Below are 26444 nucleotides of genomic sequence, written 5' to 3' on the forward strand. Positions count from 1 at the left end.
CCAGGGGTACGGCTCAACTGCCGTAAAGGTCAAGGGAGTTGGGCTCACTCGTGAGAGGTGCGGCACGGTCTTGCCGTGCCGCACCTCCCGATCGCCCGGTTCCTCAGGCGCGGGCCGGGCCGCCGAGCACCGCGCAGCCCACCGTTCCGTCCCGGTCGATGCCGGTGACGAGTGCCGCCTCGCCGGGGCCGAGCCCCGACTCGCCCGCGGTGGCGAGCACCGCGGCCAGCTGGAGGCTGGTGGAGGCGGCGGAGGTGTCGCCGAGCAGCGGCCGGCAGCGGATCCACTGAGGCCGGGCCGTGCCGAGCGCGTCCTCGATGCCGGCCTCTTCCGGCGCGGCGAGTTCGGCGCCCGCGCCGAGCGGCGCCACCAGGCGGATGTCCTCGGGCGCGACCTGCGCCTTGTCCAGGGCGCTGCCCACGCACTCGGCCAGCGTCTTCTGCGCGTCGGCGCGATCGGCGTACGCCCGGAAGCGGGTGGCCAGGACGCGGGCGAGCGGGGTGCGGCCCGCCTCACGGGCGTCGGCGGCGGTCTCCATCAGGAAGACGGCGCCGCCCTCGCCGAGCGGCGACTCCCGCTCCTCGAAGCCGCGGCCGTGCCACTCCAGCCAGGCGCGCTGGGTGGAGGACTCCTCGGCCGCCCCGCACAGGACCCGCGCGCAGTGGCCGCCGCGGTGCAGGCGCACCGCGTAGCTCAGGGCGAGCAGGCCGGTCAGCCAGCCGCCCGCGACCGTGGTGTTGGGGCCCTTGATGCCGTGCCAGATCGCGCTCTGGCCGGCCGCCCGGTTCATCACGGTGTTCGGGAAGCGGGCCGGGTCGACGTGGTAGGGACGCTCGCCGACGAGGGAGTCCCGGGTGAAGTCCATGATGCTCTGGACGCTGCCCGAGCCGGTGCCGAGCACCAGGCCGATCTGCTCGGGGTGCGCGGTCAGCTCGTCGCCGCACGAGGCGAGGAGCCGGCCGACCGCGGTGACCGCGATCGCCGTCACCCGGTCCATGGTGCGGGTGCCCTTCTTGCCCACGTACTCGGCTGCGGTGAAGTCGGGCACCAGGCCGCACCGGTCGAAGGGGCCGGGCCAGGCGGCCCGGTCGAGCTCGCCGACCGCGCTCGTGCCGGCACCGATGCCGGCGCTGAAGGGAGCGCTGCCCACACCGTACGGGGAGACCACCGACCAGGCGGAGAGGACCAGTTCGGACATCACTCGGCCTCCCGGTACCGGCCCAGGACGAGCACGGCGTTGTTGCCCGCGAACGCGAGCGCGTTGTTCTGGACCACGTTGAGCTCGGCGGGCCGCGCCTCATTGGGCACGCAGTCCAGGCCGCACTCGGGGTCGGTCTCACGGTGGTTGATCGTCGGCGGGATGAAGCCCTCGGTCAGGGCAAGGGCGCAGGCCGCCGAGGCCAGCGCGCTCGCGGCGCCCATAGAGTGGCCGATCATCGACTTGATGGAGATGGTGGGCGGCGGCGTGGCGAACACCTGCCGGATGGCTCCGGCCTCGGTGACGTCGTTGGCGCGGGTGCCGGTGCCGTGCGCGGAGATGAAGTCGATGTCCTCGGGCTTCACCCCAGCGTTGCGGTGCGCGATCTCCATGCACCGGGCCAGGCTGTCCCGGTCGGGGGCGACCGGGTGGTGCGCGTCGCAGTTGAGCCCGTAGCCGAGCACCTCGGCATGGATGCGGGCGCCGCGGGCCAGCGCCGAGTCCAGGCTCTCCATCAGCAGGATTCCGGCGCCCTCGCCGGTGAGGATGCCCTTGCGGTCCTTGTCGAAGGGCTGGCACACCTCGGGGGCGATGGTGCCGAGCCGGTAGAACCCGGCGAACGTCTTGCGGCACACCGCGTCCGCGCCGCCGCACAGCGCGACGTCGACCTCGCCGTCACGGATGGCGTCGAAGCCGCTGCCGATGGCGTAGTTGCCGGCCGCGCAGGCGGTGGGGATGGTGAGCGCCTCGACGTCGACCAGGCCCAGTTCGCGGATGATGCCGGTCGACAGGCGTCCGGCCTGCGCCCTACGGGCCACGGTGGGCGCCAACTGGTCGGGTCCGTACTCCAGTTGGACGCCCATCAGGGTGTCGAGGTCACGGGACTCGGCGTCGGTGGTGCCCACCGAGACCAGCGCCCTGCGCCCCCTGAGCTCTTCGGGAGTGAGGCCCGAGTCCGCCACCGCCATGTTGGCGGCGGCGACCGAGAACTGGGTGGCCCGCCCCAGCTCCTCGGGGTCCACCTGGTGGATCCACTCGGCGGGATCGAAGTCGTCGACCTCGCATCCGTTGGCGTGCGCGAAGCCCGTCGTGTCGAAGGCCGTGATCGGCTTGGCGCCGCTGCGCCCGGCCCGCAGCCCCTCCAGGAAGGCCTCGACGCCGAGGCCGATGCTGGTGACCGTGCCGAGTCCGGTGATCACGACCCGGCGCGGCCGCTCGTCGTTGTCGTACAACCTGCGCTCCCCTCACTCGGTCCCGGCGCCTAGAGGGACGCGGCCGCCTTGGCCGCGACGGCCTCGTCGACCACCGTGACGACGCCTTCGAGATTGACCATCCGGGCCAGTTCGGCCTGGTCGATGTCGATCCCGAAGGCGCGCTCGAGCTGGGAGAGGATCTCGATGGCGCCCATCGAGTCCGCCTCGTGGTCCTCCTTGAAGCGGCTCGTGTCGGTCATCTCGGCCTCGTCGATCTCGAGGATGTCGCAGATGATGCCCTTGATCGTGGCACGGCCCTCGGCGTCCACGTGCTTCGTTGTAGTCATGCGGGCGATCGTGCCGAAGGGCCCTGACAGCGAACTGACAGACCCTCAACCCGCCTGCGCACGCAACGGCAGGAAGCGCTCCAACTCCGGGAAGTCCGCGGGGTGTTCGATGATCCAGGACAGATAGCGCGGGATGGACCGCGCGTACTCGCAGTAGTACCGCCGTACGGTGTCCACGAGCCGGCGCAGGGTGTCCCTGGCGACCGTGTCCCGCCGCCACACGAGCAGTTGCGCGATGGACTGCGTCTCCCGTATCGGCACCAGGCGTACGTCACCGGTGGCGCCGGTCGCCGTGGTGAGGGCGGCGGCGTCCGCGTCCCTGACCCAGCTCATCGCCTCGTGGTGGCCGTCGGCGTAGTGCACCGCGCCGAGGTCGGTGTGGTTCAGCCGGGCCAGCAGCTTCTTCTCGATCTCGTGGAACCAGTGGTCCCGCGAGTAGTGGACCCAGTGCAGGGTGGAGAGATGGGTGCCGTCCACGAAGGGGCGGCCGACCAGCGGATGCCCCCGCGGCACCGCCAGCCAGATCGGCTCCCGGACGATGACCTTGGTCTCCAGGCCGGGCTGGAGCAGGGAGTCCGGCATGTCCGTCGCCGAGGCGGGGACCATCGCGACGGTGAGCGCACCGCGGTGCACGGCATCGACGGCGGCCGCCGGGGCGAGCGTCTCGGTCTCCACGTCCACGGTGGGTACCGCCGCCTGGATCGCGCCGAGCAGCGTCGGCGGCGTCCACTCGGTGTTGCCGAAACGCAGCGTGATCGTGGAGCTCGCGGCGGCCTCGCTGATCACCTCGTCCGCCTGCTGCACGAGATCGGTCAGCATCGGAATGAGCCGCTTTCCCCGGGGGGTCGGCACGATGCCAGAACTCGACCGGACGAAAAGATCCCCGCCGAGCATTTTCTCTATACGGCGTAATTGGGCGGTCAGGCTGGGTTGTGGAAGATTGAGCCGGATTGCCGCCTTGGAAATACTCCCGGCCTCTGCGATTATTGAAACAGCCCGTGCGTGTCTCAGTTCCAGATCCATATTCCTGCTATCTTGTGATTCCGTTGCCGCGGCCCTGGCGTGGCTCGATGCCGGTGATCCCGCTGCCGGACGCCCTTTTCCCCTGAATCACCGGCCCAGAACTATTACTGGTCCAACCCGTGTGCGGGAGCGGCCGGAACGGCAAGACCTGCCTGTGGTGTTCGCTCATCCCCCCATCAGTGCGGCTCCCTTTCCAATCCTCACCCGTCTCCGGGCAGCAGAGCATCGCGCCAACTGCTCAATATTTAGCCACCGTGCCGGGTTCGGGGCAAGTAAATCCGAGAATTCCCCGGCAATGTCCGTAATGGAGGGAATGGGGAATGGGGGTGGGTACGTTCCGGGTCTCGCCAGGGGAGGGCGCCGAGCCACCCGGGGCTCAGGGTGGCCCGGCGCGCCCGGCGGTCAGGGGGTCGCCGCAGCCGGGGTCACACGGATGGGGGCACCGAAGAGGGCCAGCACCTCGCGGGCGCCCTCGTAGGGGTCCCGGCCGTGCGCCATGCGCAGGTTGTCCAGGACCAGCAGGTCCCCCGCCTGCCAGGGCTCACGCCAGCAGGCGTTCTGGTAGGCCGCGTTGATCGCGTCGACCACATCCGTCGAGATGGGATCGCCGTTGCCGTAGGCCGTCCGGAAGGGCAGACCCTCCGGGCCGTACAGGGATTCCAGGTACTCCCGGATCAGCGGATCCAGCGCCGACTCGTGCAGGAACGCCGCCTGGTTGAACCAGACGCGGCGGCCCGTCACCGGGTGACGCAGCAGCGCCGGGCGGCGCTGACGCGTGCGCAGCCCGCCGTCCTCGGTCCAGGTGCAGTCCAGGGAGTGCGAGGAGCAGTACTCCTCGACCCGGGCCCGGTCGTCCGTGCCGAAGGCCTCCGCCCAGGTCAGGCCGAACTCGTAGTAGGTGCGGGTGAGTTCCCACCCGTCCCGCTCGAAGCGGGCGACCAGCGCGTCAGGCAGCAGGTCCAGGACGCGCTCCCCGTCGGCCACCGTGGTCGTGCCACCGCGCTCCGGGGCCACGAGGCAGCCGAACAGTGCGATCGAGGGCACGACGGCGGCGTAACTCAGCTCGTGGTGCATGCAGAGCTGGTCCTCGTCGGCCCACTCCGAGGCCGAATAGACGCCGTCGGGGTAGGCCTGCCGGCTGGTGAAGCCCTCGCGCTCGACCATGCCCGTCACCCCCAACTCCTCGGCAGCCGCCGCCAGATCACCCGGCGAGGCCAGGCCCAGGCCGCGCACCAGGACCGCGCCGTGCCGGTCGACCAGCGCGCGTACCTCCTGGCCGGGCAGGGGCCCGGGGCCGGGCAGGTGCAGGATCGGCGTACGGCCCTCTTCGAGCGTGAGGTGCCATCCGTCAGGGAGGGGCACCGCGCTCCCCGCCTCATCGACCGTTGTCATTGAAATCGTCTCCCTGTGTAGACCGGCCCGGCCGCACGGGGAGGTGAGGCCGGGCCGGGTACCGAACGAGGATCGGACGGCTCAGGCCGCCCGGTCCGACTTTCTGTCGATCAGCGCCGCCGCCTCGCCGAGGACCGGCGCCCTGGCCAGCTCCGGTGCCGTCACCACCTGGTCCAGGGCGATCACCACCCGCAGCAGCACGATGGAACTTCCGCCCGCCTCGAAGAAGTCGGTCGTGCGGCCGATGCTCTCGACGGGGACCTTCAGCGCCTTCGCCCACAGTTCGGCGAGCCGGTGCTCGGTCGGTGTACGCAGGGGCTCGGGCCCGTCGGATGCCGCTTCGGGAGTCTCCTCGGCCCGCCGGGCGAGCAGCCTGCGGTCGATCTTGCCGTTCGGGGTGAGCGGCAGCTCCTTGAGCTGGTGGAAGCGGCCCGGCAGCATGTACTCGGGCAGCGAGCGGGCGAGCGCCGTGCGCAGTTCCTCGGCCGGGACCGGTTCCGCCGCGCCGTAGAAGGCGGCAAGCCGGCGGGCGTCGCCCGTGCCCACGACCACGACGGCCGCGTCACGCACCCCGGACAGCTTGAGGAGCTGGTTCTCCACCTCGCCGATCTCGATCCGGAAGCCCCGGATCTTGACCTGGGCGTCGCGGCGGCCGAGGAATTCGAGGCGCCCGTCCGGCTGCCAGCGGCCGAAGTCGCCCGAGCGGTACAGGCGTCCGCCGGGCCGGTCCGGGTCGGGGAGGTAAGCGGCGTGGGTGCGTTCCTCGTCGTTGACGTACCCGCGGCCGACGCAGACCCCCGAGAAGACCAGCTCGCCGGGTGAGCCCAGCGGAACCGGCCTGAGCCGCTCGTCGAGTACCGCCACGCGTACATTGCGGACCGGCCGGCCGAGCGGTACCGAGGGACCGGCCGGGGGGCGGCGCAGCACCTCGTGGTTGGTGTCGTCCGAGGTCTCGGTCAGGCCGTAGGCGTTGACCAGCGTGATGTCCGGAAGCGTGGCGAACCACCGCTCCGTCAGTTCCTTCTTCAGCGCCTCACCCGTCGCCGATACACAGCGCAGGGCGGGCAGCGTGCGCGGACTGCGGCGCAGGTGGTCGAGGACCACCTCCAGGTAGGAGGGGACGAGTTGGGCCACCTCCACCTCGCACTCGGCGAGCAGCGCCACGAAGCGCGGGACCTCAAGGATGTCCCGCTGCCCGACGATCAGCGTGCGGCCTCCCACGGCAAGGGCCGCGACGAGCTGCCACAGCGAGATGTCGAAGCACTGCGGCGCGGTCTGCGCCACCACCGTGCCGGCCTCGACGCCGAGATCCTCGATCTTGGCCAGAAGGTGGTTGAGGAACCCCTCGTGCTCGCACATCGCGCCCTTGGGCAGACCCGTCGAGCCGGAGGTGAAGTAGATGTACGCGAGCTGGTCCGCGCCTACCGGCAGGCCGGGGTCCGCGTCGGAGTGGGCCTCGTCCTCGCACACGTCGGCGATGAAGTCGGCCCGAACGCCGTCGAGTCCGGCCAGGGCCGCGTCCAGGCCGGGGCACACGCCGTCCTGGGTGAGCACCCGGCGGCAGCCGCTGCGGGACAGCATCGCGGTGATCCGGTCGGCCGGGAACTGCGGCTCGACGGGTAGGTATGCCCCGCCCGCCTTGAACACGGCGAGCACCGCCGTCAGCCACTCCAGATCCCGTTCGGCGACGACCGCGACCACGTCCTCGTCGCGCAGGCCGCCCTCGCGCAGGGCGTGGGCGACCCGGTTGGCGTGCGCGTTGAGTTCCCGGTAGGTCAGTGACCGGCCTTCGTGGACGGCGGCCACCGCCTCCGGCCGCAACCGGGCCTGCTCCTCGAAGAGTTCGTGCACTCGCCGGTCGGGCAGCGGACGCCTGGGCCCGGCCAAGTGCTCCCGCTGGAAGGCGGCTTCGGCCTCCGGCACGGGATGCCACAGGTGCTGCTCCGTGTCCGGACGAGCGCCGAGCTCTTCGAGGGCGGCCAGCAGATACCCGGCGATCCGCCCGGCCGCGTCGGCGTCCAGAACGCCGAAGCGGTGGTGGAGCACCAGCTCAAGCCGGTCTCCCCGCGGTACGAGACTCATGGCGAGCACGGTGTCGTCGGCGAGGTCGGCCGCCCCGGGCGCACGCCCGCCAACCACGAGGGTGTCGAAGAGGGCTTCCGTACGCCCGAGTTCGCGGTGGATCCGGACCGGCGAGACGCCCCGGTGCCGCTCGGCGGCGGCCCGCGCCGCGGCGGCCTCGCCCAGGAGTTCCTGCCAGGTGCCCTCGCCGACGTACACGGGGCAGGGCAGCGGTTCCGTGCCGGGTTCGCCGTCCGCCAGGTAGCCGGTGACGACCGTGGCGTCCCCAGTCACGGCGGCCAGGACGCGTGCGGCGGCCGTGATCAGGAGTGCGTCGAGCGGGACGCCGCTCCGCGCGGCCCGGTCGGACAGTGCGGCCGAGGTGCCCGGGGACAGCAGGGTGCGGCGTTGCGCGATCCGGTCGCGCGCGGGCGCCTTGGCGCACCAGCCCGGTAGAGGAGTGAAGCGGCTGCCCGTGAGGACGTCCCGCCAGAACGCCAGGGCCTCCGCTTCGGACGGCCGCGCCTCTGGTCGGTCTGCGGGTCCGCTCTGCCAAGCCGTCACGGGCCTTGCCCTTCCTGGTGGTGTCCGGCGAGGGCCGGACATGAGTGGGTGTCCGGCAGAGCCGGATGTACGCGGGCGCACGCTGACATGCGCCTGGACGATGAGGAGTTGGGGCCGGGGCGTCGCTTCGTCCGCGCCTCCGTGCCCAGGAGGGGGGCCGCTCAGCGCGACTGGACCGAGCCGAGCAGAGTGCGCCTGGGGTGGCCGAGGACCACGTCCTGGTTGAGGATCGCCTCGTACGCGTGGTGCAGGGCGGGGCCCGGCTCCAGGGCCAGGTCGCTGGCGAGGCGGCGGCGCGCGCCGTGGAAGACCTCGAGGGCCTCGGTCTGGCGGCCGTCGCGGTAGAGGGCCAGCATCAGGAGTTCGCTCAGCCGCTCCCGCTCGGAGTGCTCGGAAGCCAGCCGGCGCAGCTCGGACATGGAGACGCGCTCGGCGTCGACGGCGAGCTTCGCCACGGTCAGGTCCTCGAACGCGGTGATCCGGCGTTCTTCCAGGCCGACCGAGTGGATCTGGCAGCGCATCCCGTCCCGGGCGTCCATCAGGGCGGGCCCGCGCCACAGGTCGAGGGCCTGCTCCAGCTTGACTATGGCCTCGGCCGGGTTGCGCTGCACCAGATCGGCGCCGGCCTCGGCGAGTGCGAGGAAGCGGTGGGCGTCCACGGTCTCGGCGGGAACGTCGAGGAGGTATCCGTTGCTGCCGGTGCGGACGATCTCGTCCCCCTTGAGGCCGGTCACCGACTCCAGGAGCTTGCGGAGCCGGCTGACGATCGCCTGAAGGGCGTTGCGGGGGTTGGTCATCGTCTGGTCCGCCCACAGCTCGTCGACGATCTGGTCGAAGGGGACCGGAACCCGGGGAGTCATGGCGAGCAGGGTCAGTACGGTGCTCGCGCGCTTCGAGGCGACGGGGGACCGCTGGTCCCCGCAGGACAGAGAGAGCTCACCCAGGACCTTGATTTCCACAGTAGTAACCCCCGTTATCAGCAACCGTCGGAGTCACTCTTGACCACCCCCGTGCGACCGGGGAAATATCACTTCCCCTTCGGCCGCGGACGCGAATGGTATGGCCTCAAAAAACCCACTAACCGGTTTCTGTCGGCGGCCGGACGACCGGTCGGCGGGCAGAAGTCCCACCCGAAGTCCCACCTGTGACATTCAGCCAAGTCTTAAGGACATGGCTCCGGTATTCGCTTCTTCATAGCGTTCTGGGGCAGTGGCGCCACCCACCGGTCACCCGCCGGACCGGCTCCGGGCCTTCGGCGTCGAACCGGGGAGGACGCCCATATGAACACGCTCGACCAGCTCGTCGAGGGAGCCCGCGCGGACCTGGCCGTACGCCGACAGAGGGTGGCACTGGCCGAGTTGAGGGAGCGCGCGCAGGCCGCCCGGCCCGCTCGGGACTGTGCGGCGCTGCTGCGCGGCACCCGGGGGGTGCGGGTCATCGCGGAGGTGAAGCGGGCCAGCCCCTCCAAGGGCGCGTTCGCCGAGATCGCCGACCCGGCCGCGCTCGCCGCCGACTACCAGGCCGGCGGTGCCGCGGCGATCAGCGTGCTCACCGAACGGCGCCGCTTCGGCGGCTCGCTCGCCGACCTGGACGCGGTGGCGGCCCGGGTCGAGGTGCCGCTGCTGCGCAAGGACTTCGTCGTCGACCCGTACCAGGTGTGGGAGGCGCGGGCGCACGGCGCGGAGCTCGTGCTGCTCATCGTCGCCGCGCTCGATCAGCCCCTCCTCGCCGACCTGCACGCGCTGGCCGTCGGGATCGGGCTCACCCCGCTCGTCGAGACGCACAACGAGGAAGAAGTGGAGCGGGCGCTGCGGGCCGGAGCCCGGGTCGTCGGGGTCAACGCCCGCGACCTGCGCACCCTCGAAGTCGACCGCGCCACCTTCGCACGCCTCGCCCCCGGAATCCCCGAGGGCGTGGTGCGCATCGCCGAGTCCGGCGTGCGCGGCCCCGGGGACGTCATCACGTACGCCGCCCAGGGGGCCGACGCCGTACTGGTCGGCGAGGCGGTGGTGACCGGCGGCAGTCCGGCGGCCGCCGTCGCCGCCCTGGTCGAGGCGGGCCGCAGCGCGCCCGCCTCGACCTGAGTGTTCAGCCGCCCTGGGCCGCGTACTTGGCGGTGACCGTCGTCCAGCGTTCCAGGACGGCGGCCGCGGCCCCCGAGTCGATCGCTTCACCGGCCCGGGCCACGCCCTCGGCAAGCCGTTCCGCGACGGGCCGCCCGCTCGGGTTGAGGGCCGCCAGGCCCGCCGCGGCCGAGAGGAGCACGGCGTCCCTGACCGGCCCGCGCGCCCCCGCGAACGTCTCGTGGGCCACCCGCGCGTTGTGCGCCCGGTCCCCGCCGCGCAGGGCGTCGGGGGACGCGTACCCGATGCCGATGTCACGCGGGTCGAACGACTCGGCCCGCACCTCGGACCCGATGACCGACCAGATGGTGGAGGTAGTGGTGACCGTCAGTTCGTCCATCCCGTCGTCGCCCCGGAACACAAGGGCCGACACCCCGCGGCGGGCCAGCACCTCGGCGAGCAGCGGCGCGAGCCGCCGGTCCGCGACGCCGACCGCCTGCGCGGCGGGGTCGGCCGGGTTGGCGATCGGGCCGAGCGCGTTGAAGACGGTACGGACGCCGAGCTCCCGGCGCGGCGCGGCCGCGTGCCGCATCGACGGGTGGAACACCGAGGCGAAGGCGAAGGTGATGCCGGTCTCCTCGGCGACCGTCGCGACCACCTCCGGCTCCAGGTCGAGGGCCACGCCCAGCTCTTCGAGGACGTCGGCCGAGCCGCAGGCGGAGGACGCCGAGCGGTTGCCGTGCTTGACCACCCGGGCGCCCGCGGCGGCCGCCACGACCGCCGACATGGTGGACACGTTGACGCTGTTGGAGCCGTCGCCGCCGGTCCCGACGATGTCGAGGGTGGGCCCGGGCACCCGCAGCGGCACGGCGTGCCGGCGCATGGCGCCCACCAGGCCCTCGATCTCGTCAGCCGTCTCGCCCTTGGCGCGCAGCGCCACCACGAAGGCGGCCAGGCGGGCCGGGCCGACTCCGCCCGACATCACCTGATCCATCGCCCAGCCGGAGTCCCCGGCGGTGAGGTCCCTCCGGTCCAGAAGCGAGTTCAGCAATTCCGGCCAGGTACGACCCTGCGGCTCGGCAGTCACGGGAATCTCCTTGAACGGCGCCATCGGAAGTATGCGCAACCCATTCTGTGAGGCGCGCAAAGCGCCCTCCAGACCACTGTCCGGCGAGATGTACGGTCCAATTCGTAAAGGGGGGCAGGACCGGTGGCCCTGCACATGGCGGTGGAGGTGGTCAGGGACTCCTCGAATTCCCTGACCTCGCAGATCCAGAATTTCATCAAGCGGGAGATAGCCGAGGGAATTCTTCATCCCGGCACCCGGCTGCCGTCCAGCAGACGGCTCGCCGACGATCTCGACGTGTCACGCAGCGTGGTCGTGGAGGCGTACGGCCAACTCGTCGCCGAGGGCTACCTGGAGGCGGTCCAGGGCGCGGGGACCCGGGTCGTGCGCCATCTCGGGGACGACCGGTCCGTGGTGCCCGCGCTCCTCGACGACCGGGAGGCGGCCGAGCCGCTCGACGCGCCGCCCGCGCCGGTCCGCTGGGACCTGCGGCCCGGCGGCGGCAACCTCCCGGCGTTCCCGCGCCGCGAGTGGCTCGGCTGCTACCAGCGGGTCCTGTACAGGGCGGACTCGGGGGACCACGACTACCCGTCGCTCGCGGGCGAGCCGGACCTGCGCCTCGAACTCGCCGGATATCTCGGCCGGTTGAGAGGAGTGCGGACCACGCCCGCCGGGCTGATGGTGGTGGCCGGGTTCGCCCAGACCCTCGGCCTGATGTGCGCGGTCCTGCCCAGGATCGGCATCGACGCGCTCGCCATCGAGGACCCGGGCCACCCCGGCCAGCGTCAGTTCGTGCGCGAGAGCGGGCTGCGGGCCGTGCCGGTCCCGGTCGACGCGGAGGGCATCGACGTCGAGGCACTGGCCGCCTCGGGCGCCCGCGCCGTCCTGGTCACGCCCGGCCACCAGTTCCCGACCGGAGTCACGCTCTCGCCGCGCCGCCGCGAGGCCCTCGTCCGGTGGGCGCGCGACGTCGACGGCTGGATCGTCGAGGACGACTACGACGGGGGGCTCTGGTACGAACGCGGGGCCCGCCCCCTGGCGTTGCAGCGCACCGACCCCGAGCGGGTCGTCTACGCCGGCACCGCGAGCAAGTCCCTCGCGCCCGGCCTGCGGCTCGGCTGGCTGGCCGCGCCCGTGCCCCTGCTCGACCTCCTGATGCGGGCCCGCGCCCGCCAGGACCTCGGCACCGAGACCCTCACCCAGCTGACCTTCGCCGAACTCCTGCGCACCGGCCTCTTCGACCGCCACCTGCGGCGGCTCAACTCCCTGGCCCGCAGCCGCCGGGAATCCCTGGAGGAGGCCGTACGCCGCCACCTTCCCGGGGCCGCGGTGCTCGGCCGGGGCGCCGGTCTGCACGCCTACCTCCAGCTGCCCCGGGGCACCGACGAGGCGGCCCTGGTCGCCCGGGCGCTGCGCCGCTCCGTCCTGCTGCGCGGCGCGGCCGCCTTCCACACCGGGCCGGGACGCGGCGCCCCGGCCCTGGTGATCGGCCACGCCCACCTGCCGCGCTCCGGCGTCGGCGAGGCCGTCCGGCAGGTGGCGGCGGCCGCCCACGGGTGAATCAGACCCGGGAGAGCCCCGCAGCGGTGCGCCAACCCACCGCAGAACCGAGGAAGTTGTCCAGCATCGTGAGCCCGCCCGTGGTGGTGATGCTCTCCGGGTGGAACTGCACGCCCTCGATCGGCAGGGTGCGGTGGCGCAGCCCCATCAGATAGCCGTGGTCGACGGCGACCGCCGTGGACACCAGCTCCTCGGGCAGCGGCTCGGCGACGATCAGCGAGTGGTACCGGGTCACCTCCAGGGTGTGCCCGAGCCCCTCGAAGAGCCCGGCCCCGTCGTGCCGCACCGTGCTGGTCCGCCCGTGCATCACCTGGTCCGCCACCTCGACGCGCCCGCCGTGCGCGAGGGCGATCGCCTGGTGCCCCAGACACACGCCGAGCAGCGGAACCCGCCCGGCGAACTCGTGCACCAGCTCCACATGGCCGGACTGCGCGGGATGCCCGGGGCCGGGACCGAGCACCACCGCGTCGGGCTCGCGGGCGGCGAGCTCGCCGGGGGAGAGCGTGTGGGACCGTACGACCTCGGTCCGCGCCCCCAGGGTGCGCAGATACTGGTCGATGATGTGCACGAAACTGTCGTATGCGTCGATCAGCAGCACGTTCATGCCTGTGACGTCTCCTTCGGTCTGTGCGGTTCGGGTCACGACGACAGCTCCTGACCGGTGAGCGCCCAGTAGGCGGCCCCCATCTTCGCCAGCGTCTCGCGCCACTCGGACTCGGGCTCCGACTGCGCCACCATGCCCGCCGAACTCTGCGTGGAGTACGTCTCGCCGTCGTACTCGATGGTGCGGATGGTCAGCGCCAGCTCGCTCCAGCCGCGTACGTCGACGAGGCCCACCGCGCCCGCGTAGCTGCCGCGCCGCTCCTGCTCCAGGCTGTCGATGATCTCCATGGCGCGGACCTTCGGCGCGCCCGTCATCGTGCCCGCCGGGAAGGTCGCGCGCATCGCCTGCCAGGTGTCGGCGTCCGGCTCCAGGCGGCCCGAGATCGTCGAGACGAGATGGAAGACGTGCGAGTACGTCTCCACCGCCATCAGCCGGTCCACCGGCTGGGTGCTCGGCCGGGTCACCCGCCCGATGTCGTTGCGGCACAGGTCGACCAGCATGATGTGCTCGGCCTGCTCCTTGGTGCTCTCGCGCATCTCCTTGACCCGGCGCTCGTTCTCCTCCGCGTCCGCGCAGCGCCGTGCGGTGCCCGCGATGGGCCGCATCGTGATCTCGTCGCCCTCGATCCGGTAGAACAGCTCGGGGCTGGCGCCGATCAGGGTCCGCCCGGCGCGCGGCATCAGGTACATGTACGGCGACGGGTTGCGGCCGCGCAGCCTGCGGTAGACGTCCACCGGCTCCAACTCGGTGCGGACATCGATGCGGTGGCCGATCTGGATCTGGTAGATGTCACCGACCCGGATGTGCTCCAGGCAACGGTCGGCCCAGCCGAGGAACGTCTCCCGGCTCACGCTGTCGCGCACCGAGAGCGGCTCCGGCGCCTCGGGCACCGGCGCGTCCTTGACCGCGCCCCAGGCGGCCCCGGCGGCGAGGACCGCGTCCGCGACCCTCGGCCGGTCCGCGAACGCCGGGCTATCCGCGCTGAGTTGACGCACCCCGCCGTCGGCCAGGTCGTACCAGACGGTGTCGCGGAAGAGGGTGAGCGTGATGTCCGGGCCGTTCGGCTCCTTGCTGCGCTCGGGCAGGCGCTCCATGTGCCAGGCGGACTCGTACGCGAAGGTCGTCAGGAACCCGAAGGCGTACGCCGTCGACGGGATGTCGGTGGCCACGTCGAACAGGGCCTGCGCCCCGGCCAGTACGTCCCACATCTGCCCGGCGTCGGCGAACGTCAGCCGGTGCACCCCGGACTCGACCGTGTGGTCTGCGAGACCGGCCGCACCGGCCCGACCGGCCAGTGCCTCGGCGATCCGGGCGGCCCCGTCGATCTCCAGATACCCCTCGTGGACCCGGATCTCGGCGAGCCGGCCGAAGCCGACGACGGCCCAGCGGCGGTCCTGGTCGGCGCCGTCCACGCTTTCGAAGAGGAATACGTCGTCGGCGGCGAGGCTTTCGCGCAGCCGGACGTACAAATCGAGAGGATCGTGGTGCGGCAGCGCCGTATCGGTGACCCGCACACCGATCGTGCTGATTCCCGGCATGGTGAACTCCTCGTGCAGGAAGGATGGTTGGGAATGTGTGCCGACGCGGACCACTCGGCCATGCTCAGCAAATCAGTGGGCGTACCACCGGTGCCAGACCAATCCGCGACCCCCGATACGGACCACTCGCGATTTGCTTGACCCCGGCGGCCCGACTGGGCTGATCTGTTACCGGCCCGGTCCGACGCAGCCCTGTTGTCGCCTGTTGTGGACCCGCCCCGAAAACACTTTTCTCGCACCTCTCCCACCAAGCCGTCTTCCTCCCCGCCAGCCGTACCGGAGGCAGTAATGAGAAACAGCATCTGGGATCCGAAAGCGAAGACTTCGGCCGAAAGCGCCGCCGAATCCTGGCGCGCCCGTCCCGCCGCCCAGCAGCCCGAATGGCCCGATGCGGACGAACTGCGTTCCGTCACCGCGGGACTTGAGAAGTCGCCGCCCCTGGTCTTCGCCGCCGAGTGCGATCTGCTGCGCCGGCGCATGGCGGCGGTCGCCCGCGGCGAGGCCGTGCTGCTGCAGGGCGGCGACTGCGCCGAGACGTTCGCGGGCACCACGACCGACGGCATCCACGGCAAGCTCAAGACGCTCCTTCAGATGGCCGCCGTGCTCACCCACGCCGCGGCCCTGCCGGTCGTCAAGATCGGCCGGATGGCCGGCCAGTACGCCAAGCCGCGCTCCCAGAACCAGGAGCACCGCGACGGCGTGACCCTGCCCTCCTACCGCGGCGACGCGGTCAACGGCCTGGAGTTCACCGCCGCCTCGCGCCGCCCCGACCCGCAGCGGCTGCGGAAGATGTACGAGGCCTCGACCACCACGCTCAACCTGGTGCGGGCCCTGACCACCGGCGGCTTCGCGGACCTGAGCCAAGTGCACGCCTGGAACCGGGGGTTCGTGGCCGACTCGCACGTGGGCGAGCAGTACGAGGAGCTCGCCGACGAGATCGACCGCAGCCTGGCCTTCATGAAGGCGTGCGGGGTGGACACCCGGGAGCTGGGCACGGCCGAGTTCTTCGTCGGCCACGAGGGCCTGCTCCTCGACTACGAGGCGGCCCTGACCCGCACCGAAGCCGAGTCGGGCCGTACGTATGCCACCAGCGCCCACCTGCTGTGGATCGGCGAGCGGACCCGGGACCTGGACGGGGCGCACGTCGAGTACTTCTCGCGCATCGACAACCCCATCGCGGTCAAGCTCGGGCCGACCACCAGCCCGGACACCGTCCTCGGGCTGCTCGACCGGCTGGACCCCGACCGCGATCCGGGCCGGCTGACCTTCGTGGTCCGGGCCGGCGCCGAACGCATCCGCGACCTGCTGCCCACCCTGGTGGAGAAGGTGAATGCGGAGGGGGCGCAGGTCTGCTGGGTCAGCGACCCGATGCACGGCAACACGATCACCGCCGCGAGCGGGCACAAGACCCGCCGGTTCGACGCGATCCTGGACGAGGTGCGCGGCTTCGTCGAGGTGCACGACGCGCTGGGCAGCCACCCGGGCGGCATCCATGTGGAGCTCACCGGCGACGACGTCACCGAGTGCGTGGGCGGCGGCAACGCGGTCCTCGCCGAGGAGCTGCACCACCGCTACGAGACGGCGTGCGACCCCCGGCTCAACCACACCCAGTCCCTGGACCTGGCCTTCCGGCTGGCCCGGATGTACCGCGAGCGCGGTCCGGTCAACGCCCGGCCGCGGAGCCTTCGATGATGTCGAACGGCGGGTCCTGGGCCAGATAGAAGTGGTCCCCGGGCAGTGTCCGCACGTCGAACGCACCCCGGGTCGACTCCCGCCAGGCGGACGCCTGCTGGAGGGTCACCCGGGGGTCGTCGGCCCCGACCAGGGCGGTCACGGCACAGCCCAACGGGGTGCGCGGCGGCGCGTCGTACGACGCGAGCATGCGGAAATCGGCCCCGATATAGGGCAGGACGAGTTCCACGAAAGCGGGATTGCGCAGGAGCTCGGCATCGGTGCCGCCGAGTTCCACGAGAGTGGCCGCGATGGATTCGTCGTCCCAGTGGGCGCCGGGATCGGGCCGCATCAGATGAGGGGCCCGCGCGCCCGATGCAAAGAAATGATCGAGATCGATTCCCCGGCTCGCAAGCTCCACGGCGGCCTCGTACGCGACGATGGCTCCCATGCTGTGTCCGAAAAACACGGTGGGCCGCCCGTCCTCGCCCATCAACCGGGCTGCTTCCCGGGCGATTTCCCGTGCCATGGGAATCAACTCGGCGGCGGGCTTCTCGGCAATCCGCTCCGCACGCCCCGGATAGCACACCGCATGGACATCGAAATCGCCCAGCGCCTTGCCCCAGCCCCGGAAGAAATAGGGCGAGCCTCCGGCGTGCGGAAAGCAGACCACCCGCCGCGCCGCGAACGGCTGAGGCGCGACACGTTGTATCCAGACCATTTGTTGCCCCCAAGACCCGTGCGGCGTGGCTCCGCATACGTGCGGTCCATGATCCGGCGGGGGGCTGACAGGGGGCTGACACCCGGGCGGCGCGAAAGCGGCGCACCCGGTGCCGCGGGTGCGCCGCTCTCTGCTGCGCGTCAGGCGCTCGCGTCAGACGTCGTAGTCCTGGTCGAAGCGGTCCTGCGCCTCCTGCTGGGCGCGCTGGGTCTCGCTCTGGGCCTTGTCCTGGGCCTGACGGGCGCGCTCCTGAGTCTGGTCCTTCTTGTCGCCCATCGCCTGCTTGGCCTTGTTCTTGAGCTCCTGCGACTTGTCGTCGAACTGGTCCTTGATGCCCATCTGGTGTCACTCCTACAGGGGTGTGAGGGGGCGGGGTGCCGGGGCTGTTCCCGCGGCTCCCCCGGGCCTCGACCAGCGTGGCACGGAGGGACATTCCACGCATGTCCAGTCGTTACGGACAGTGCTCGGGGGTGGACGCGCGCGCGGTAGGGTCGAGGTCCGTGATCGAATTCCAGCTTCCCGACGCTCCCCTCCGTATCGCCGCCGCACAGGCGCAGGCCGTTCCCGGGGAGGTCGAGGCCAACGCGGCCGCCGTGGCGCGGATGGTCCGGGCCGCCGGGGAGGGCGGGGCGCGCGTCGCCGTCTTTCCCGAGAAGTTCCTCAGCGGCTACGAGATAGAGCTGATCCGCGCCGACCCCGGGCGCTGTGCCGTGCGGCCCGACGACCCCCGGCTCGCCCCGATCGCCGGGGCCTGCCGGGCGAGCGGGGTCACCGCCGTGGTCGGGGCCGCCGTACAGGACGGCGGGGAACTGTACGTGTCCGCCCTCGTCATCGACGAAACCGGCGTCGTCGGCCGCTACGACAAGCAGACCCTGTTCCAGCACGAGCGGGCGGCCTACCGCCGGGGCCGTGCCGGGGTCACCCTCCAAGTGGGCGGCTGGCGGCTGGGGTTGGGGGTCTGCTACGACTCCGGGTTCCCCGAGCACGCCCGCGCCGCAGCGCTCGACGGCTGCCACGCGTATGTCGTGGGCGCCCTGTTCGGCGAGGGCGGCGGCCACCACGAGTCCCGGATCTGGTTCCCGGCCCGGGCCTTCGACAACACGGTGTACGCGGTGCTGTCCAACCACGTCGGCGTGACCGGGGGCTGGCACGCCTGCGGGAGCAGCGCGGTGTGGGGTCCTGATGGACGCCTCGTCGCCGAGGCCGGCCCCACGGACGAGGAACTGATCTTCGCCGACCTCCTGCCGGAACACCTGCGCGCGGCCCGCGAGGCGGAGCCGATGCTGCGCGACCTGCACGACACGGGGGCCGAGCCGCGCACGCTCCTGGGGGCGGTTCCGGCCCGGTAAGCGGCTGGTGAACGAGCCCGCCGTGCGCCAGAGTGGTGGCGAACCCGATCATGAGGAGCTGTGTCATGTCGTATCCGGAGCCCAGGTACTTCGGCGAGAAGGGCGAGGTCAACGCAGTGTTCCGGCCGGCGGACACGCCCGCCGAGCTGGCGTCGCCGAACGGGAGCCGTACGCACTACCTGGCCACCACCGAGTCCACGCAGGGCGAGTTCGGGCTCTACCGGCTCGACATGGCGGCCCGCGCCGGCGGCCCCAGCACCCACTTCCACCGCACGATCTCGGAGACCTTCTTCATCCTCGACGGCACGGTCCGCCTCTACAACGGCGAGCAGTGGATCGAGGCCGAGAAGGGCGACTTCCTGTACGTCCCGACCGGCGGCCTGCACGGCTTCCGCAACGACTCCGACGAGGCCGCCTCGATGCTGCTCCTCTTCGCGCCGGGCGCCCCGCGCGAGGAGTACTTCGAGAAGGTGGGCGAGGTCGCCCGGCTGAGCCCGCAGGAACGCACGGAGTTCTTCCTGAAGCACGACACGTACTGGACGGACTGAGCGCCCTACCCCGCCCGCGGGGCCGGCTCCGCCACCCAGCCCGCGGTGAGGACCAGACGTGACGTGCGGTGCACGGCCAGGAAGCCGAAGGGGCGGTCGAAGGTCGCCTCTATGCGCCTCACCAGGTAGGGCGGGGGAGGCGGGACGCTGCCCGCGTACATCGCGACCGCGGTCACCGTGCCGGAGCGGAAGCCGAGTTCGCCGAAGGTCGCCCTCGCCGCCTGCCGTGCCGAGGCGATGGCCAGCGGCGCGGGGCTGATGCCGTCGAAGTGGCCACTCGCCCGCTCGCTCGCCGTCGCCAGGCCGAAAAGCCGCGCCGAGGCCAGCAGGTCGTGCTCGGCACCGAGGTCGAACGGCACGGTGGTGACGTCGAGTCGGGGCTCCTGAGTGTTGCTGCGGACCTCCTGCACCGTCAGGCCGGGGCCCACCGCGCCCCGGACCAGACGGTCGCCGGGCACGACCGGGCAGCGCCCCGCGAGGACGTCGATACCGCCCGTCATGACCTGACCTGCCGTCAACTGCTCTTCGCCGAGCAGGAGATGGACGTCCACGCCGGTGTCGCCGAGCACCTTGAGCACGGTCAGCGGGCCGTGCGCGGTCTCGGCGACGGCGACCTCGTCGAGCAGTGCGGTCGAGCGGCGCAGGGTGGTCAGCCGGCGATCGGCCCACGGCCCGGACTCGGGGTGCCTGCTCGAAACCCAGAAGGGCTTGACCCACTCCGTCCGCACCGCCTGGGCCGCCGCGAGGATCAGCTCGGTGTCCGCGTCCGCCGCCACCGGCATGGCCTCGATCAGCCCGCCCGTGTGCTCGGACGCCCAGGCGTCCAGGGCCTTGCGGTCCGTGGCGGGGTCCGAGGTGAGCACCCCGTGGGTGCCCGGCGGGAGTGCGGCCGACCACTCGGGGCGCAGCGGCAGCGTCCGCCTGGTCCACAGTCCGGTCGCGGCATGCACCCCGCGGATCGCGCCGACACGGGCCAGGAACTCCCGTGCGGCGGTGGCCGCGTCCTCGGGGCGCAGGCCCACGGCGTCCGCCAGCTCGGCCCGCGCCGGGCCGTGCGCACCGGCCGCGAGGAGGGCGAGCAGCGGCCAGACCCCCGCCGCCGAGAAGACGGTGCCCGTCCCGCCCGCGTGGGTGCTTCCCCACCGTGCCGTCAGCGCGTTGGCCGCTTGGATCGCGGCAGCCCCGCATGCCATCCCGCCCCTCATTCCCCGTACTCGCCCGCGTACGATGCGCATTCGCGCAACAGTTCGCCAGAGCCCTATGAGGAGCACCGTACCCGTGGAGATACCGCCGCCGCCCGCACCCGGGCAGCAGCCTCAGCAGCCGCAACCGGGGCAGGGGTACGGCTGGCCGGCGCCGCCTCAGGCGCCGGGGGGACACCCGGGTCCGGCGGCGGGTCCGTACCCCGGGCAGCCGATGAACGGCGGGCCCTGGTATCCGTATCCGCAGGCTCCGCAGCAGCCGCCGATGAGCGGTCTCGCCGTCGGCTCGCTGATCGCCGGCATCCTGTGCTGCATCCCCCCGCTCGGTCTGATCCTGGGTGCCGTCGCGCTCGGGCAGATCAAGAAGAAGGGGCTGCGCGGCAAGGGCCTGGCCGTCGCCGGCGTCGTGCTCTCGGTGCTCAGCACGCTGCTGCTGATCGTCTCGATCGCGACGGGCGGACTCTCGGGCGGCTGGCGGGACTTCAAGGACGGCTGGAACGGCTCCGTCTCCGGCACCCGCAACACCCTCGACCTGCGCAAGGGCGACTGCTTCGACGTGCCCGGCGGCAAGCTGGAGCGCGAGGTCCTCTCGGTACGGATCGTGCCGTGCAAGGGCAAGCACGACGCCGAGGTCTCCGGTTCGTTCCGGCTGAACGAGAGCGGCGCCTACCCGGGTGCGGAGGCCATCTCCACCGAGGCCGACGCGCGGTGCTGGGACGTGGAGCAGGCGTACGCCATGGACAGCTGGAAGATCCCGGCGGGCGCGGGGCCGTACTACTACACGCCGAGCCCGAAGAGCTGGGCGCTCGGCGACCACACCGTCACCTGCGCGTTCGCCTCGGAGGGCGGCAAACTCGAAGGGTCGGTGCGCAATGACGCCGGCACGCTCGACGCCGACCAGCTCGCGTTCCTGAAAGCCGCCAACGACGTGGAGCGCACGCTGGCCAAGGCCCCCGACGAGGACCGGGTCGAGGACGATCTGCCCGGCTTCAAGAAGTGGGCGGGGGAGATGACCGGCACCCTTGGCCTGGATGCCGAGGACCTGACCGCGCACACCTGGGCGGCCGGCAAGCTCGCGTCCGTGCAGGCGTACATCGACGGCATGAAGACCGCGGAGATGGAGTGGGTGAAGGCGTCGGGCGCCGCCGACGCGGACGCGTTCTACCTGCACTCCGGGGCGGCGGACAAGGCGATGAAGCAGGCCGACGAGATCGCGGCGCGCGCCGCCCTCGGCCTCGCGACGACCCCGCCGTCCACCGACGAGCACCCTGGCGGCGGTGGCAGCGGGGGTGCCGGCGGCAGTGGGGGAACCGGTTCCGGAACCGGTGGTTCCAAAAGCGTCTGAGGAGGTCTCGGGGAGGGCAGAACGTATCCGCTGTACCCCGGGTACGCGCTGGGCAGAGGCTCTTCATCACTTCGAGTGAATGTCTGGCCTTTGCTTGCGGTCGCCAACCCACGGTTGCCACGCTGTTGCTGTCTGTCAACCTGATGGGAGTGGCCCGTGACATTCGGTGAGCAGCCCGCCTATCTGCGCGTAGCCGGCGATCTGAGGCAGAAGATCGTGGACGGTTCGCTGCCGCCGCACACCCGGCTCCCCTCGCAGGCCAGGATCCGCGAGGAGTACGGGGTCTCGGACACCGTGGCGCTCGAAGCCCGCAAGGTCCTGATGGCCGAGGGCCTGGTCGAGGGCCGCTCCGGATCGGGCACCTATGTGCGCGAGCGCCCGGTGCCGCGCCGGGTCGCCCGCTCCGGCTACCGGCCCACGAAGGGTGCGAGCCCGTTCCGGCAGGAGCAGGCCGAGGAGACGGCGCGCGGGACCTGGGAGTCCCGCAGCGAGCAGGAGGAGGCCACCGCCGAGATCGCCAAGCGGCTCGGCATCCGCCCCGGCGACCGTGTCATGCGCACGCGGTACGTGTTCCGCGACGCGGGCGAGCAGATGATGCTGTCCACGTCGTGGGAGCCCCTCTCCGTCACCGGCCGCACACCGGTGATGCTGCCCGAGGAGGGGCCGCTCGGCGGGTGCGGCGTGGTCGAGCGGATGGGCGCGATCGACGTCGTGGTGGACAACGTGGTCGAGGAGGTCGGCGCCCGCCCGGGGCTCGCGGAGGAACTCCTCGCCCTCGGCGGGGTCCCCGGCCACGTGGTCCTGGTCATCGAGCGGACGTACTACGCCTCGGGGCTCGCGGTCGAGACGGCCGACGTCGTCGTCCCGGCCGACCGCTACCGGATCGCGTACCACCTGCCCGTGAAATAACGGCCCCGGCACACGGAGAAGGGGGCGCACCCGACGGGTGCGCCCCCTTCTCCGTGTGCCGCCGATGACCGAATTCGTATCTCTTTGTGTAAAGCCGTATCCGCTGAGTAAAGGTCAGGCGTAGGCTCGGGCATATGCGGATTGCGGTTTCCTGGGGATGCTTACTGACCTGCACGCCGACGCCGGGAGAGGTGCGATGAACGACAGTGGGGCTGTGCTCGCCTGGCAGGTGATACGTCAGGACGACAACGGCAACCAGTACCGCGTCGGCAAGTACGCCACGCGCGCCGAGGCCGAGCAGATGGCCGACCGCCTCGACGTCCGCGGGCACAAGCAGCTCTACTGGGTCGAGCGGATCGGCGCCCCCGCCCAGCAGTAGCCCTTCCCCGAGGGCAGGATGCGGGACGGCCGAAGGGCGCGCGTTACGCTCCGGCGCATGAACGAGACCGTGGTGGTGGCCGGAGCCGTGTGCGACCGGGGGCGGCTGCTCGCCGCCCGCCGCAGCGCCCCGCCCGAGCTGGCCGGCCGCTGGGAACTGCCCGGCGGCAAAGTGGAACCGGGCGAGAGCCCGCAGCAGGCCCTGGTACGCGAACTCCGCGAGGAACTCGGCATCGAGACCGAGCCGCTGAGGCGCATCGCGGGGGAGTGGCCCCTGAGGCCAGGCCTCGTCCTGCATGCCTGGACCGCGCGGCTGCTCGACGGCGAGCCCCGCCCGCTCCAGGACCACGACGAACTCCGCTGGCTCGCCCCCGAAGAGGCCGACGAGGTCGACTGGCTCCCCCAGGACCGCCCGGCGGTGGCGGAAGCGATGCGCATCCTGGGGGCTTTGAGCCGCTGAGCGGGGCCCACTCTTCCTACAGGGCGCTTTCGTGCCGCCATACGCCCCACTTGGGGATAGGCCGTACCAAATATCGGGTATGTGCCTATTAATCGTTTCTAAACCCCCCGAACCATCGGATGCGGGTGATCGGCGTGATCGACACCTCGGGCGAGTGCGCCGAGTGGACCTTCCCTGCTGAACCGGGGGCCGTACGGACCGCCAGGCACGCCGTCCGGGACGCCCTGCGCGGCTGGGCCCTCGACGGCGCGGCCGTGGACGTGGCGGTGCTCCTGGTCAGCGAGCTGGTGACCAACTCCCTGCGCTACGCGTCGGGGCCCATCGGGGTCCGGCTCGACCGGCTCGACAACACCACCCTGCTGGTGGAGGTTTCCGATCCGCTTCCGGATCCGCCCGTCGAACGTACAGCCGGAATCGACGACGAAGGGGGCCGGGGCATACAGCTCGTGGCCTGTTCCGCCCGGCGCTGGGGGACGCGCCACGGCAGAACAGGCAAGACCGTGTGGTTCGAGCTGGCTCTGCATGGTTAGAAGGAGGGAGGGACGGACGATCACAAGCCCCGGTTGAGAACCGGCCGACAACGGCTGGAAAAGAACGAGACCGGGTCGTGATCGTGAACGCCGTGTCGGCTGGGGCCGTAGTGCTGAATACTGCGGTCAAGGCCGGTCCGGTGCGGTGAGCTGGAGGGGACGGTCGCGTGAGCGAGATACCTGAGACGGCTGGCGATGTCGTGTGGCAGAGCAGCCCGCCTGGCTCGATCTATGACTACATCCGCGTCGCCTCGTTCTCGATCGGGCCCGACGGGCTGATCGAGCAGTGGAGCCTGCGGGCCGAGGAGCAGTTCGGCCTGGCCGCGGCCACCGTGATCGGCCGCGACCCCGTCGAGGCGTTCATGCCCCCCGAACTGCGCCCGCGCGGCCACCGCCGGGTCGCCGAGATCCTGGACGGCAAGGAGTGGACCGGCGTCGTCCCCTTCCGCATGCCGTCGCCCGACGGGGGCGAGCGGGCCCGGGGCCTCGCCGAGCTCTACGTCATGCCGAGCCGAACGGCCGCCGACGAACGGGCGGCCCTGTGTATCGTCGTCGACGTACGCGCCCTGCGCGGCATCGAGACCGACCTGGCCGCCTCGCAGGCCATTTTTGGTCAATCTCCCTATGGCTTCCTGCTGTTCGGTACGGATCTCACCGTGCTGCGCGCCAACCGGCGCTTCGCCACCGTCTTCGGCGGGGCCCCCGAGGAACACCGCGGCCACACCGTCCACGACTACCTCTCCCGCCCCGAGGCCGACCGGATGTCCGCCGCGCTGCAGAGGGTCCTGGACACCGGGGAGTCCGTCACCGACCTGCAGATAGTGGGCTCCGCGCCCGGCGGCTCCGACCACAGGCACTGGTCGATCAACCTCTACCGGGTGCACAGCGGCACCGGGCGCCCGATCGGCGTCGCGGGCCTCGGCATCGATGTGACCCGCCGTCACAACGCGGCCCGCGAGGCCGCCGACGCCCGCCGCAACCTCGCCCTCCTGAACGAGGCGGGCGCCCGCATGGGCAACTCCCTCGACCTGGAGACCACCGCCCGCGAACTCCTCGACATCACCGTCCCCGGCTTCTGCGACCTCGCCTCCGTCGACCTCTACCAGACCCTGCTCGCCGGCGACGACCCCGGCGCCGGCCCCTCCGACGGGCGCGGCGAACTGCGCAGGGTCGCCTTCGCGAGCGCCGTCTCGGACGGGCCGCTGGCCGGCGGCGAGAGGGAGGTGGGCGTCGGCGACGTACACCGCTACCGGTTCCACTCGCCGTACGCGAGCGCCCTGCGCACCGCCCGCGTGCACACCGTGCGGGGCGCGGACGGCGGGCTCGTGCACACCATCCTGGCCGTGCCGATGGTCGCCCACGACACCGTCGTCGGCCTGGTGCAGTTCGCCCGCGCCAAGGGCAGCGAGCCGTTCGGCGAGCGCGACCGGGCGCTCGCCACCGAGCTCGCCTCGCGCGCCGCCGTCTGCATCGACAACGCCCGCCTCTACCGAAGGGAGCACGAGCGCGCGCTGATCCTCCAGCGCTCCCTGCTCCCGCCCGGCGACCCCGAGGCCGCCGGGCTCGACATCGCCTGCCGCTATCTGCCCGGCAGCGCGGAGTCCGAGGTCGGCGGCGACTGGTTCGACGTCATCGAACTGCCCGGCCACCGCACCGCGCTCGTCATCGGCGACGTGATGGGCCGCGGCCTGCGCGCCGCCGTCGCCATGGGCGAACTGCGCACCGCCGTACGGACGTTGGCGCTGCTCGACCTCGAACCGGCCGAGGTCCTGTCCCACCTCGACGAGATCGCCCGCGGGCTCGGCGCGCCCGGCGGCAGCCAGCAGGCATCCCGCGTCGCCCACAAGTCCCGCGACGCCGACCTCTCCGAGGTCTACCTCGCGACCTGCGTGTACGCGGTCTACGACCCGGTCACCCGGCGCTGTACGTTCGCAAACGCCGGGCACCTGCCGCCCGTCCTGGTCGAACCCGGCGACGACCCGGGCGAGCCCGCGATGCTCCTCGACGTGCCGCCGGGGCTGCCGCTCGGGGTCGGCGGCGAGCCCTTCGAGGAGGTCGAGGTCGACCTGCCCGAGGGCGCGCTGCTCGCCCTCTACACCGACGGCCTCGTCGAGTCCCGCGACCACCCGCTCGACGAGGGCCTCAACGCCTTCCGCAAGACCCTCACCGACCCGGACCGCCCCCTGGAGGACGTCTGCGACCAGGTCCTCGGCTCCCTCGACACCCGCCACGGCGAGGACGACATCGCCCTGCTCCTCGCCCGCATCCAGGGCCTGCCCGCGGACGCGGTCGGCGACTGGCGTCTGCCGCGCGAGCCCCGCTCGGTGGGCCGGGCCCGCGAACTGGCTCGCACACAGCTGCTCGCCTGGGACCTCGACGACCTCGTCGACACCACGGAGCTTCTGGTCAGCGAGCTGGTGACCAACGCGCTGCGGTACGGCGACGGCGAGATCCGCCTCCGCCTGCTGCGCGACCGCACGCTGGTGTGCGAGGTGTGGGACGCGGGCCTGGTCCAGCCCCGGCGCCGCCGGGCCCGCGACACGGACGAGGGCGGGCGGGGCCTCCAGCTGGTGGGCCTCCTGAGCGCGGCCTGGGGCGCCCGCCGTACGCCGCGCGGCAAGACGGTGTGGTTCGAACTGCCCCTGCCGGACGGGGAGTCGCCCCCACCGGAGCTGACGGAAGAACAACTCCTGAGCATGTTCTGACCCTGCCCCTGCCCGGT

24 protein-coding genes and 1 pseudogene are annotated in these 26444 nt (G+C 72.0%); 11 read left to right on the top strand and 14 right to left on the bottom strand.

The features are described from left to right. Positions 1–103 precede the first annotated feature (103 nt). The 8 genes and pseudogenes from ABD346_RS25790 to ABD346_RS25825 form a co-directional block, all read right to left on the bottom strand. Positions 104–1198: a beta-ketoacyl synthase N-terminal-like domain-containing protein gene (locus ABD346_RS25790; protein WP_344378094.1), complete on the bottom strand. Its 1095-nt coding sequence runs from the start codon at positions 1196–1198 to the stop codon at positions 104–106. Beyond that, positions 1198–2430 (bottom strand): beta-ketoacyl-[acyl-carrier-protein] synthase family protein, encoded by a 1233-nt coding sequence (locus ABD346_RS25795; protein ID WP_344378095.1) that lies wholly within the window; start codon positions 2428–2430, stop codon positions 1198–1200. The genes ABD346_RS25790 and ABD346_RS25795 overlap by 1 nt, the downstream gene beginning before the upstream one ends. A gap of 29 nt (positions 2431–2459) precedes the next feature. Then, positions 2460–2738, bottom strand: a complete 279-nt coding sequence (locus ABD346_RS25800) for an acyl carrier protein (RefSeq protein ID WP_189962842.1) — start codon at positions 2736–2738, stop codon at positions 2460–2462. A gap of 45 nt (positions 2739–2783) precedes the next feature. Continuing rightward, a complete protein-coding gene (locus ABD346_RS25805) occupies positions 2784–3557 on the bottom strand; it encodes a LysR substrate-binding domain-containing protein (protein WP_344378422.1) in 774 nt (257 codons plus the stop codon). Between the two features lie 24 nt (positions 3558–3581). Beyond that, a pseudogene (locus tag ABD346_RS25810) lies at positions 3582–3761 on the bottom strand (helix-turn-helix domain-containing protein); the annotation flags it as partial. 402 nt (positions 3762–4163) lie between these two features. Further along, positions 4164–5153: a TauD/TfdA family dioxygenase gene (locus ABD346_RS25815; protein WP_344378097.1), complete on the bottom strand. Its 990-nt coding sequence runs from the start codon at positions 5151–5153 to the stop codon at positions 4164–4166. Between the two features lie 81 nt (positions 5154–5234). Further along, the gene (locus tag ABD346_RS25820; RefSeq protein ID WP_344378098.1) at positions 5235–7778 is read right to left on the bottom strand and encodes a non-ribosomal peptide synthetase; all 2544 of its coding nucleotides are present in this window, start codon (positions 7776–7778) and stop codon (positions 5235–5237) included. A 161-nt stretch (positions 7779–7939) separates the two neighbouring features. Next, positions 7940–8737, bottom strand: coding sequence for an AfsR/SARP family transcriptional regulator (locus tag ABD346_RS25825; RefSeq protein ID WP_344378100.1), 798 nt, complete (start codon positions 8735–8737; stop codon positions 7940–7942). Positions 8738–9058: 321 nt separating this feature from the next. On the opposite strand from ABD346_RS25825, the gene trpC reads away from it, so the two are divergent. Continuing rightward, positions 9059–9862 (top strand): indole-3-glycerol phosphate synthase TrpC, encoded by an 804-nt coding sequence (trpC, locus tag ABD346_RS25830; RefSeq protein WP_344378101.1) that lies wholly within the window; start codon positions 9059–9061, stop codon positions 9860–9862. A gap of 4 nt (positions 9863–9866) precedes the next feature. Here the strand turns inward: trpC and trpD are convergent, their stop codons facing one another. Further along, positions 9867–10952: an anthranilate phosphoribosyltransferase gene (trpD, locus tag ABD346_RS25835; protein ID WP_344378102.1), complete on the bottom strand. Its 1086-nt coding sequence runs from the start codon at positions 10950–10952 to the stop codon at positions 9867–9869. A gap of 99 nt (positions 10953–11051) precedes the next feature. On the opposite strand from trpD, the gene pdxR reads away from it, so the two are divergent. Next, a complete protein-coding gene (pdxR, locus tag ABD346_RS25840) occupies positions 11052–12467 on the top strand; it encodes a MocR-like pyridoxine biosynthesis transcription factor PdxR (RefSeq protein WP_344378105.1) in 1416 nt (471 codons plus the stop codon). A gap of 1 nt (position 12468) precedes the next feature. Here the strand turns inward: pdxR and ABD346_RS25845 are convergent, their stop codons facing one another. Together ABD346_RS25845 and ABD346_RS25850 are read right to left on the bottom strand one after the other, a co-directional pair. Next, positions 12469–13071, bottom strand: coding sequence for an anthranilate synthase component II (locus ABD346_RS25845; protein ID WP_344378107.1), 603 nt, complete (start codon positions 13069–13071; stop codon positions 12469–12471). A 35-nt stretch (positions 13072–13106) separates the two neighbouring features. Next, the gene (locus tag ABD346_RS25850; RefSeq protein ID WP_344378109.1) at positions 13107–14609 is read right to left on the bottom strand and encodes an anthranilate synthase component I family protein; all 1503 of its coding nucleotides are present in this window, start codon (positions 14607–14609) and stop codon (positions 13107–13109) included. 288 nt (positions 14610–14897) lie between these two features. Between ABD346_RS25850 and ABD346_RS25855 the strand changes: the two genes are divergently transcribed. Next, entirely contained in the window at positions 14898–16301 is a 1404-nt protein-coding gene (locus ABD346_RS25855; RefSeq protein WP_344378110.1) for a class II 3-deoxy-7-phosphoheptulonate synthase, read from the top strand. Here ABD346_RS25855 and ABD346_RS25860 read toward each other — a convergent pair. Both ABD346_RS25860 and ABD346_RS25865 read right to left on the bottom strand, forming a co-directional pair. Continuing rightward, a complete protein-coding gene (locus ABD346_RS25860; RefSeq protein WP_344378111.1) occupies positions 16273–17001 on the bottom strand; it encodes a thioesterase II family protein in 729 nt (242 codons plus the stop codon). The genes ABD346_RS25855 and ABD346_RS25860 overlap by 29 nt on opposite strands. A 153-nt stretch (positions 17002–17154) precedes the next feature. Continuing rightward, on the bottom strand, positions 17155–17340 hold the full coding sequence (locus ABD346_RS25865; protein ID WP_189962834.1) for a hypothetical protein: 186 nt from the start codon (positions 17338–17340) through the stop codon (positions 17155–17157). A 161-nt stretch (positions 17341–17501) separates the two neighbouring features. Here ABD346_RS25865 and ABD346_RS25870 point away from each other — a divergent pair, with 161 nt between their 5' ends. Together ABD346_RS25870 and ABD346_RS25875 are read left to right on the top strand one after the other, a co-directional pair. Further along, positions 17502–18350 (top strand): carbon-nitrogen hydrolase family protein, encoded by an 849-nt coding sequence (locus ABD346_RS25870; protein ID WP_344378114.1) that lies wholly within the window; start codon positions 17502–17504, stop codon positions 18348–18350. Between the two features lie 65 nt (positions 18351–18415). Beyond that, a complete protein-coding gene (locus ABD346_RS25875; RefSeq protein ID WP_344378115.1) occupies positions 18416–18898 on the top strand; it encodes a cupin domain-containing protein in 483 nt (160 codons plus the stop codon). Positions 18899–18903: 5 nt separating this feature from the next. Here ABD346_RS25875 and ABD346_RS25880 read toward each other — a convergent pair whose 3' ends face one another. Next, entirely contained in the window at positions 18904–20091 is a 1188-nt protein-coding gene (locus tag ABD346_RS25880) for a serpin family protein (RefSeq protein ID WP_344378117.1), read from the bottom strand. A 274-nt stretch (positions 20092–20365) separates the two neighbouring features. Between ABD346_RS25880 and ABD346_RS25885 the strand changes: the two genes are divergently transcribed. The 6 genes from ABD346_RS25885 (at position 20366) to ABD346_RS25910 (ending at position 26427) form a co-directional block, all read left to right on the top strand. Next, positions 20366–21445 carry a DUF4190 domain-containing protein gene (locus ABD346_RS25885; protein ID WP_344378118.1) on the top strand — a complete coding sequence of 360 codons (1080 nt, stop codon included), beginning with the start codon at positions 20366–20368 and terminating at the stop codon, positions 21443–21445. Positions 21446–21601: 156 nt separating this feature from the next. After that, positions 21602–22354 (top strand): GntR family transcriptional regulator, encoded by a 753-nt coding sequence (locus tag ABD346_RS25890; RefSeq protein ID WP_344378121.1) that lies wholly within the window; start codon positions 21602–21604, stop codon positions 22352–22354. Positions 22355–22550: 196 nt separating this feature from the next. Further along, entirely contained in the window at positions 22551–22733 is a 183-nt protein-coding gene (locus ABD346_RS25895) for an SPOR domain-containing protein (RefSeq protein ID WP_189962829.1), read from the top strand. 57 nt (positions 22734–22790) lie between these two features. After that, the gene (locus ABD346_RS25900; protein WP_344378123.1) at positions 22791–23192 is read left to right on the top strand and encodes a (deoxy)nucleoside triphosphate pyrophosphohydrolase; all 402 of its coding nucleotides are present in this window, start codon (positions 22791–22793) and stop codon (positions 23190–23192) included. A 125-nt stretch (positions 23193–23317) separates the two neighbouring features. Further along, positions 23318–23722: an ATP-binding protein gene (locus tag ABD346_RS25905; protein WP_189962894.1), complete on the top strand. Its 405-nt coding sequence runs from the start codon at positions 23318–23320 to the stop codon at positions 23720–23722. Positions 23723–23889: 167 nt separating this feature from the next. Further along, a complete protein-coding gene (locus tag ABD346_RS25910) occupies positions 23890–26427 on the top strand; it encodes a SpoIIE family protein phosphatase (RefSeq protein WP_344378125.1) in 2538 nt (845 codons plus the stop codon). The last annotated feature ends 17 nt before the right edge of the window (positions 26428–26444 follow it).

The sequence above is a fragment of the Streptomyces mauvecolor genome, assembly GCF_039532965.1.
In the GTDB taxonomy this organism is placed as follows: domain Bacteria; phylum Actinomycetota; class Actinomycetes; order Streptomycetales; family Streptomycetaceae; genus Streptomyces; species Streptomyces violascens.

Excerpts from the sequence above, each read along its gene's own strand:
- ABD346_RS25790 (WP_344378094.1), bottom strand. The coding sequence starts at position 1,198 with ATGTCCGAACTGGTCCTCTCCGCCTGGTCGGTGGTCTCCCCGTACGGT.
- ABD346_RS25800 (WP_189962842.1), bottom strand. The coding sequence starts at position 2,738 with ATGACTACAACGAAGCACGTGGACGCCGAGGGCCGTGCCACGATCAAG.
- ABD346_RS25805 (WP_344378422.1), bottom strand. The coding sequence starts at position 3,557 with ATGCTGACCGATCTCGTGCAGCAGGCGGACGAGGTGATCAGCGAGGCC.
- ABD346_RS25815 (WP_344378097.1), bottom strand. The coding sequence starts at position 5,153 with ATGACAACGGTCGATGAGGCGGGGAGCGCGGTGCCCCTCCCTGACGGA.
- trpC (WP_344378101.1), top strand. The coding sequence starts at position 9,059 with ATGAACACGCTCGACCAGCTCGTCGAGGGAGCCCGCGCGGACCTGGCC.
- trpD (WP_344378102.1), bottom strand. The coding sequence starts at position 10,952 with ATGGCGCCGTTCAAGGAGATTCCCGTGACTGCCGAGCCGCAGGGTCGT.
- ABD346_RS25845 (WP_344378107.1), bottom strand. The coding sequence starts at position 13,071 with ATGAACGTGCTGCTGATCGACGCATACGACAGTTTCGTGCACATCATC.
- ABD346_RS25850 (WP_344378109.1), bottom strand. The coding sequence starts at position 14,609 with ATGCCGGGAATCAGCACGATCGGTGTGCGGGTCACCGATACGGCGCTG.
- ABD346_RS25855 (WP_344378110.1), top strand. The coding sequence starts at position 14,898 with ATGAGAAACAGCATCTGGGATCCGAAAGCGAAGACTTCGGCCGAAAGC.
- ABD346_RS25860 (WP_344378111.1), bottom strand. The coding sequence starts at position 17,001 with ATGGTCTGGATACAACGTGTCGCGCCTCAGCCGTTCGCGGCGCGGCGG.
- ABD346_RS25865 (WP_189962834.1), bottom strand. The coding sequence starts at position 17,340 with ATGGGCATCAAGGACCAGTTCGACGACAAGTCGCAGGAGCTCAAGAAC.
- ABD346_RS25875 (WP_344378115.1), top strand. The coding sequence starts at position 18,416 with ATGTCGTATCCGGAGCCCAGGTACTTCGGCGAGAAGGGCGAGGTCAAC.
- ABD346_RS25880 (WP_344378117.1), bottom strand. The coding sequence starts at position 20,091 with ATGGCATGCGGGGCTGCCGCGATCCAAGCGGCCAACGCGCTGACGGCA.
- ABD346_RS25885 (WP_344378118.1), top strand. The coding sequence starts at position 20,366 with ATGAGCGGTCTCGCCGTCGGCTCGCTGATCGCCGGCATCCTGTGCTGC.
- ABD346_RS25895 (WP_189962829.1), top strand. The coding sequence starts at position 22,551 with ATGAACGACAGTGGGGCTGTGCTCGCCTGGCAGGTGATACGTCAGGAC.
- ABD346_RS25900 (WP_344378123.1), top strand. The coding sequence starts at position 22,791 with ATGAACGAGACCGTGGTGGTGGCCGGAGCCGTGTGCGACCGGGGGCGG.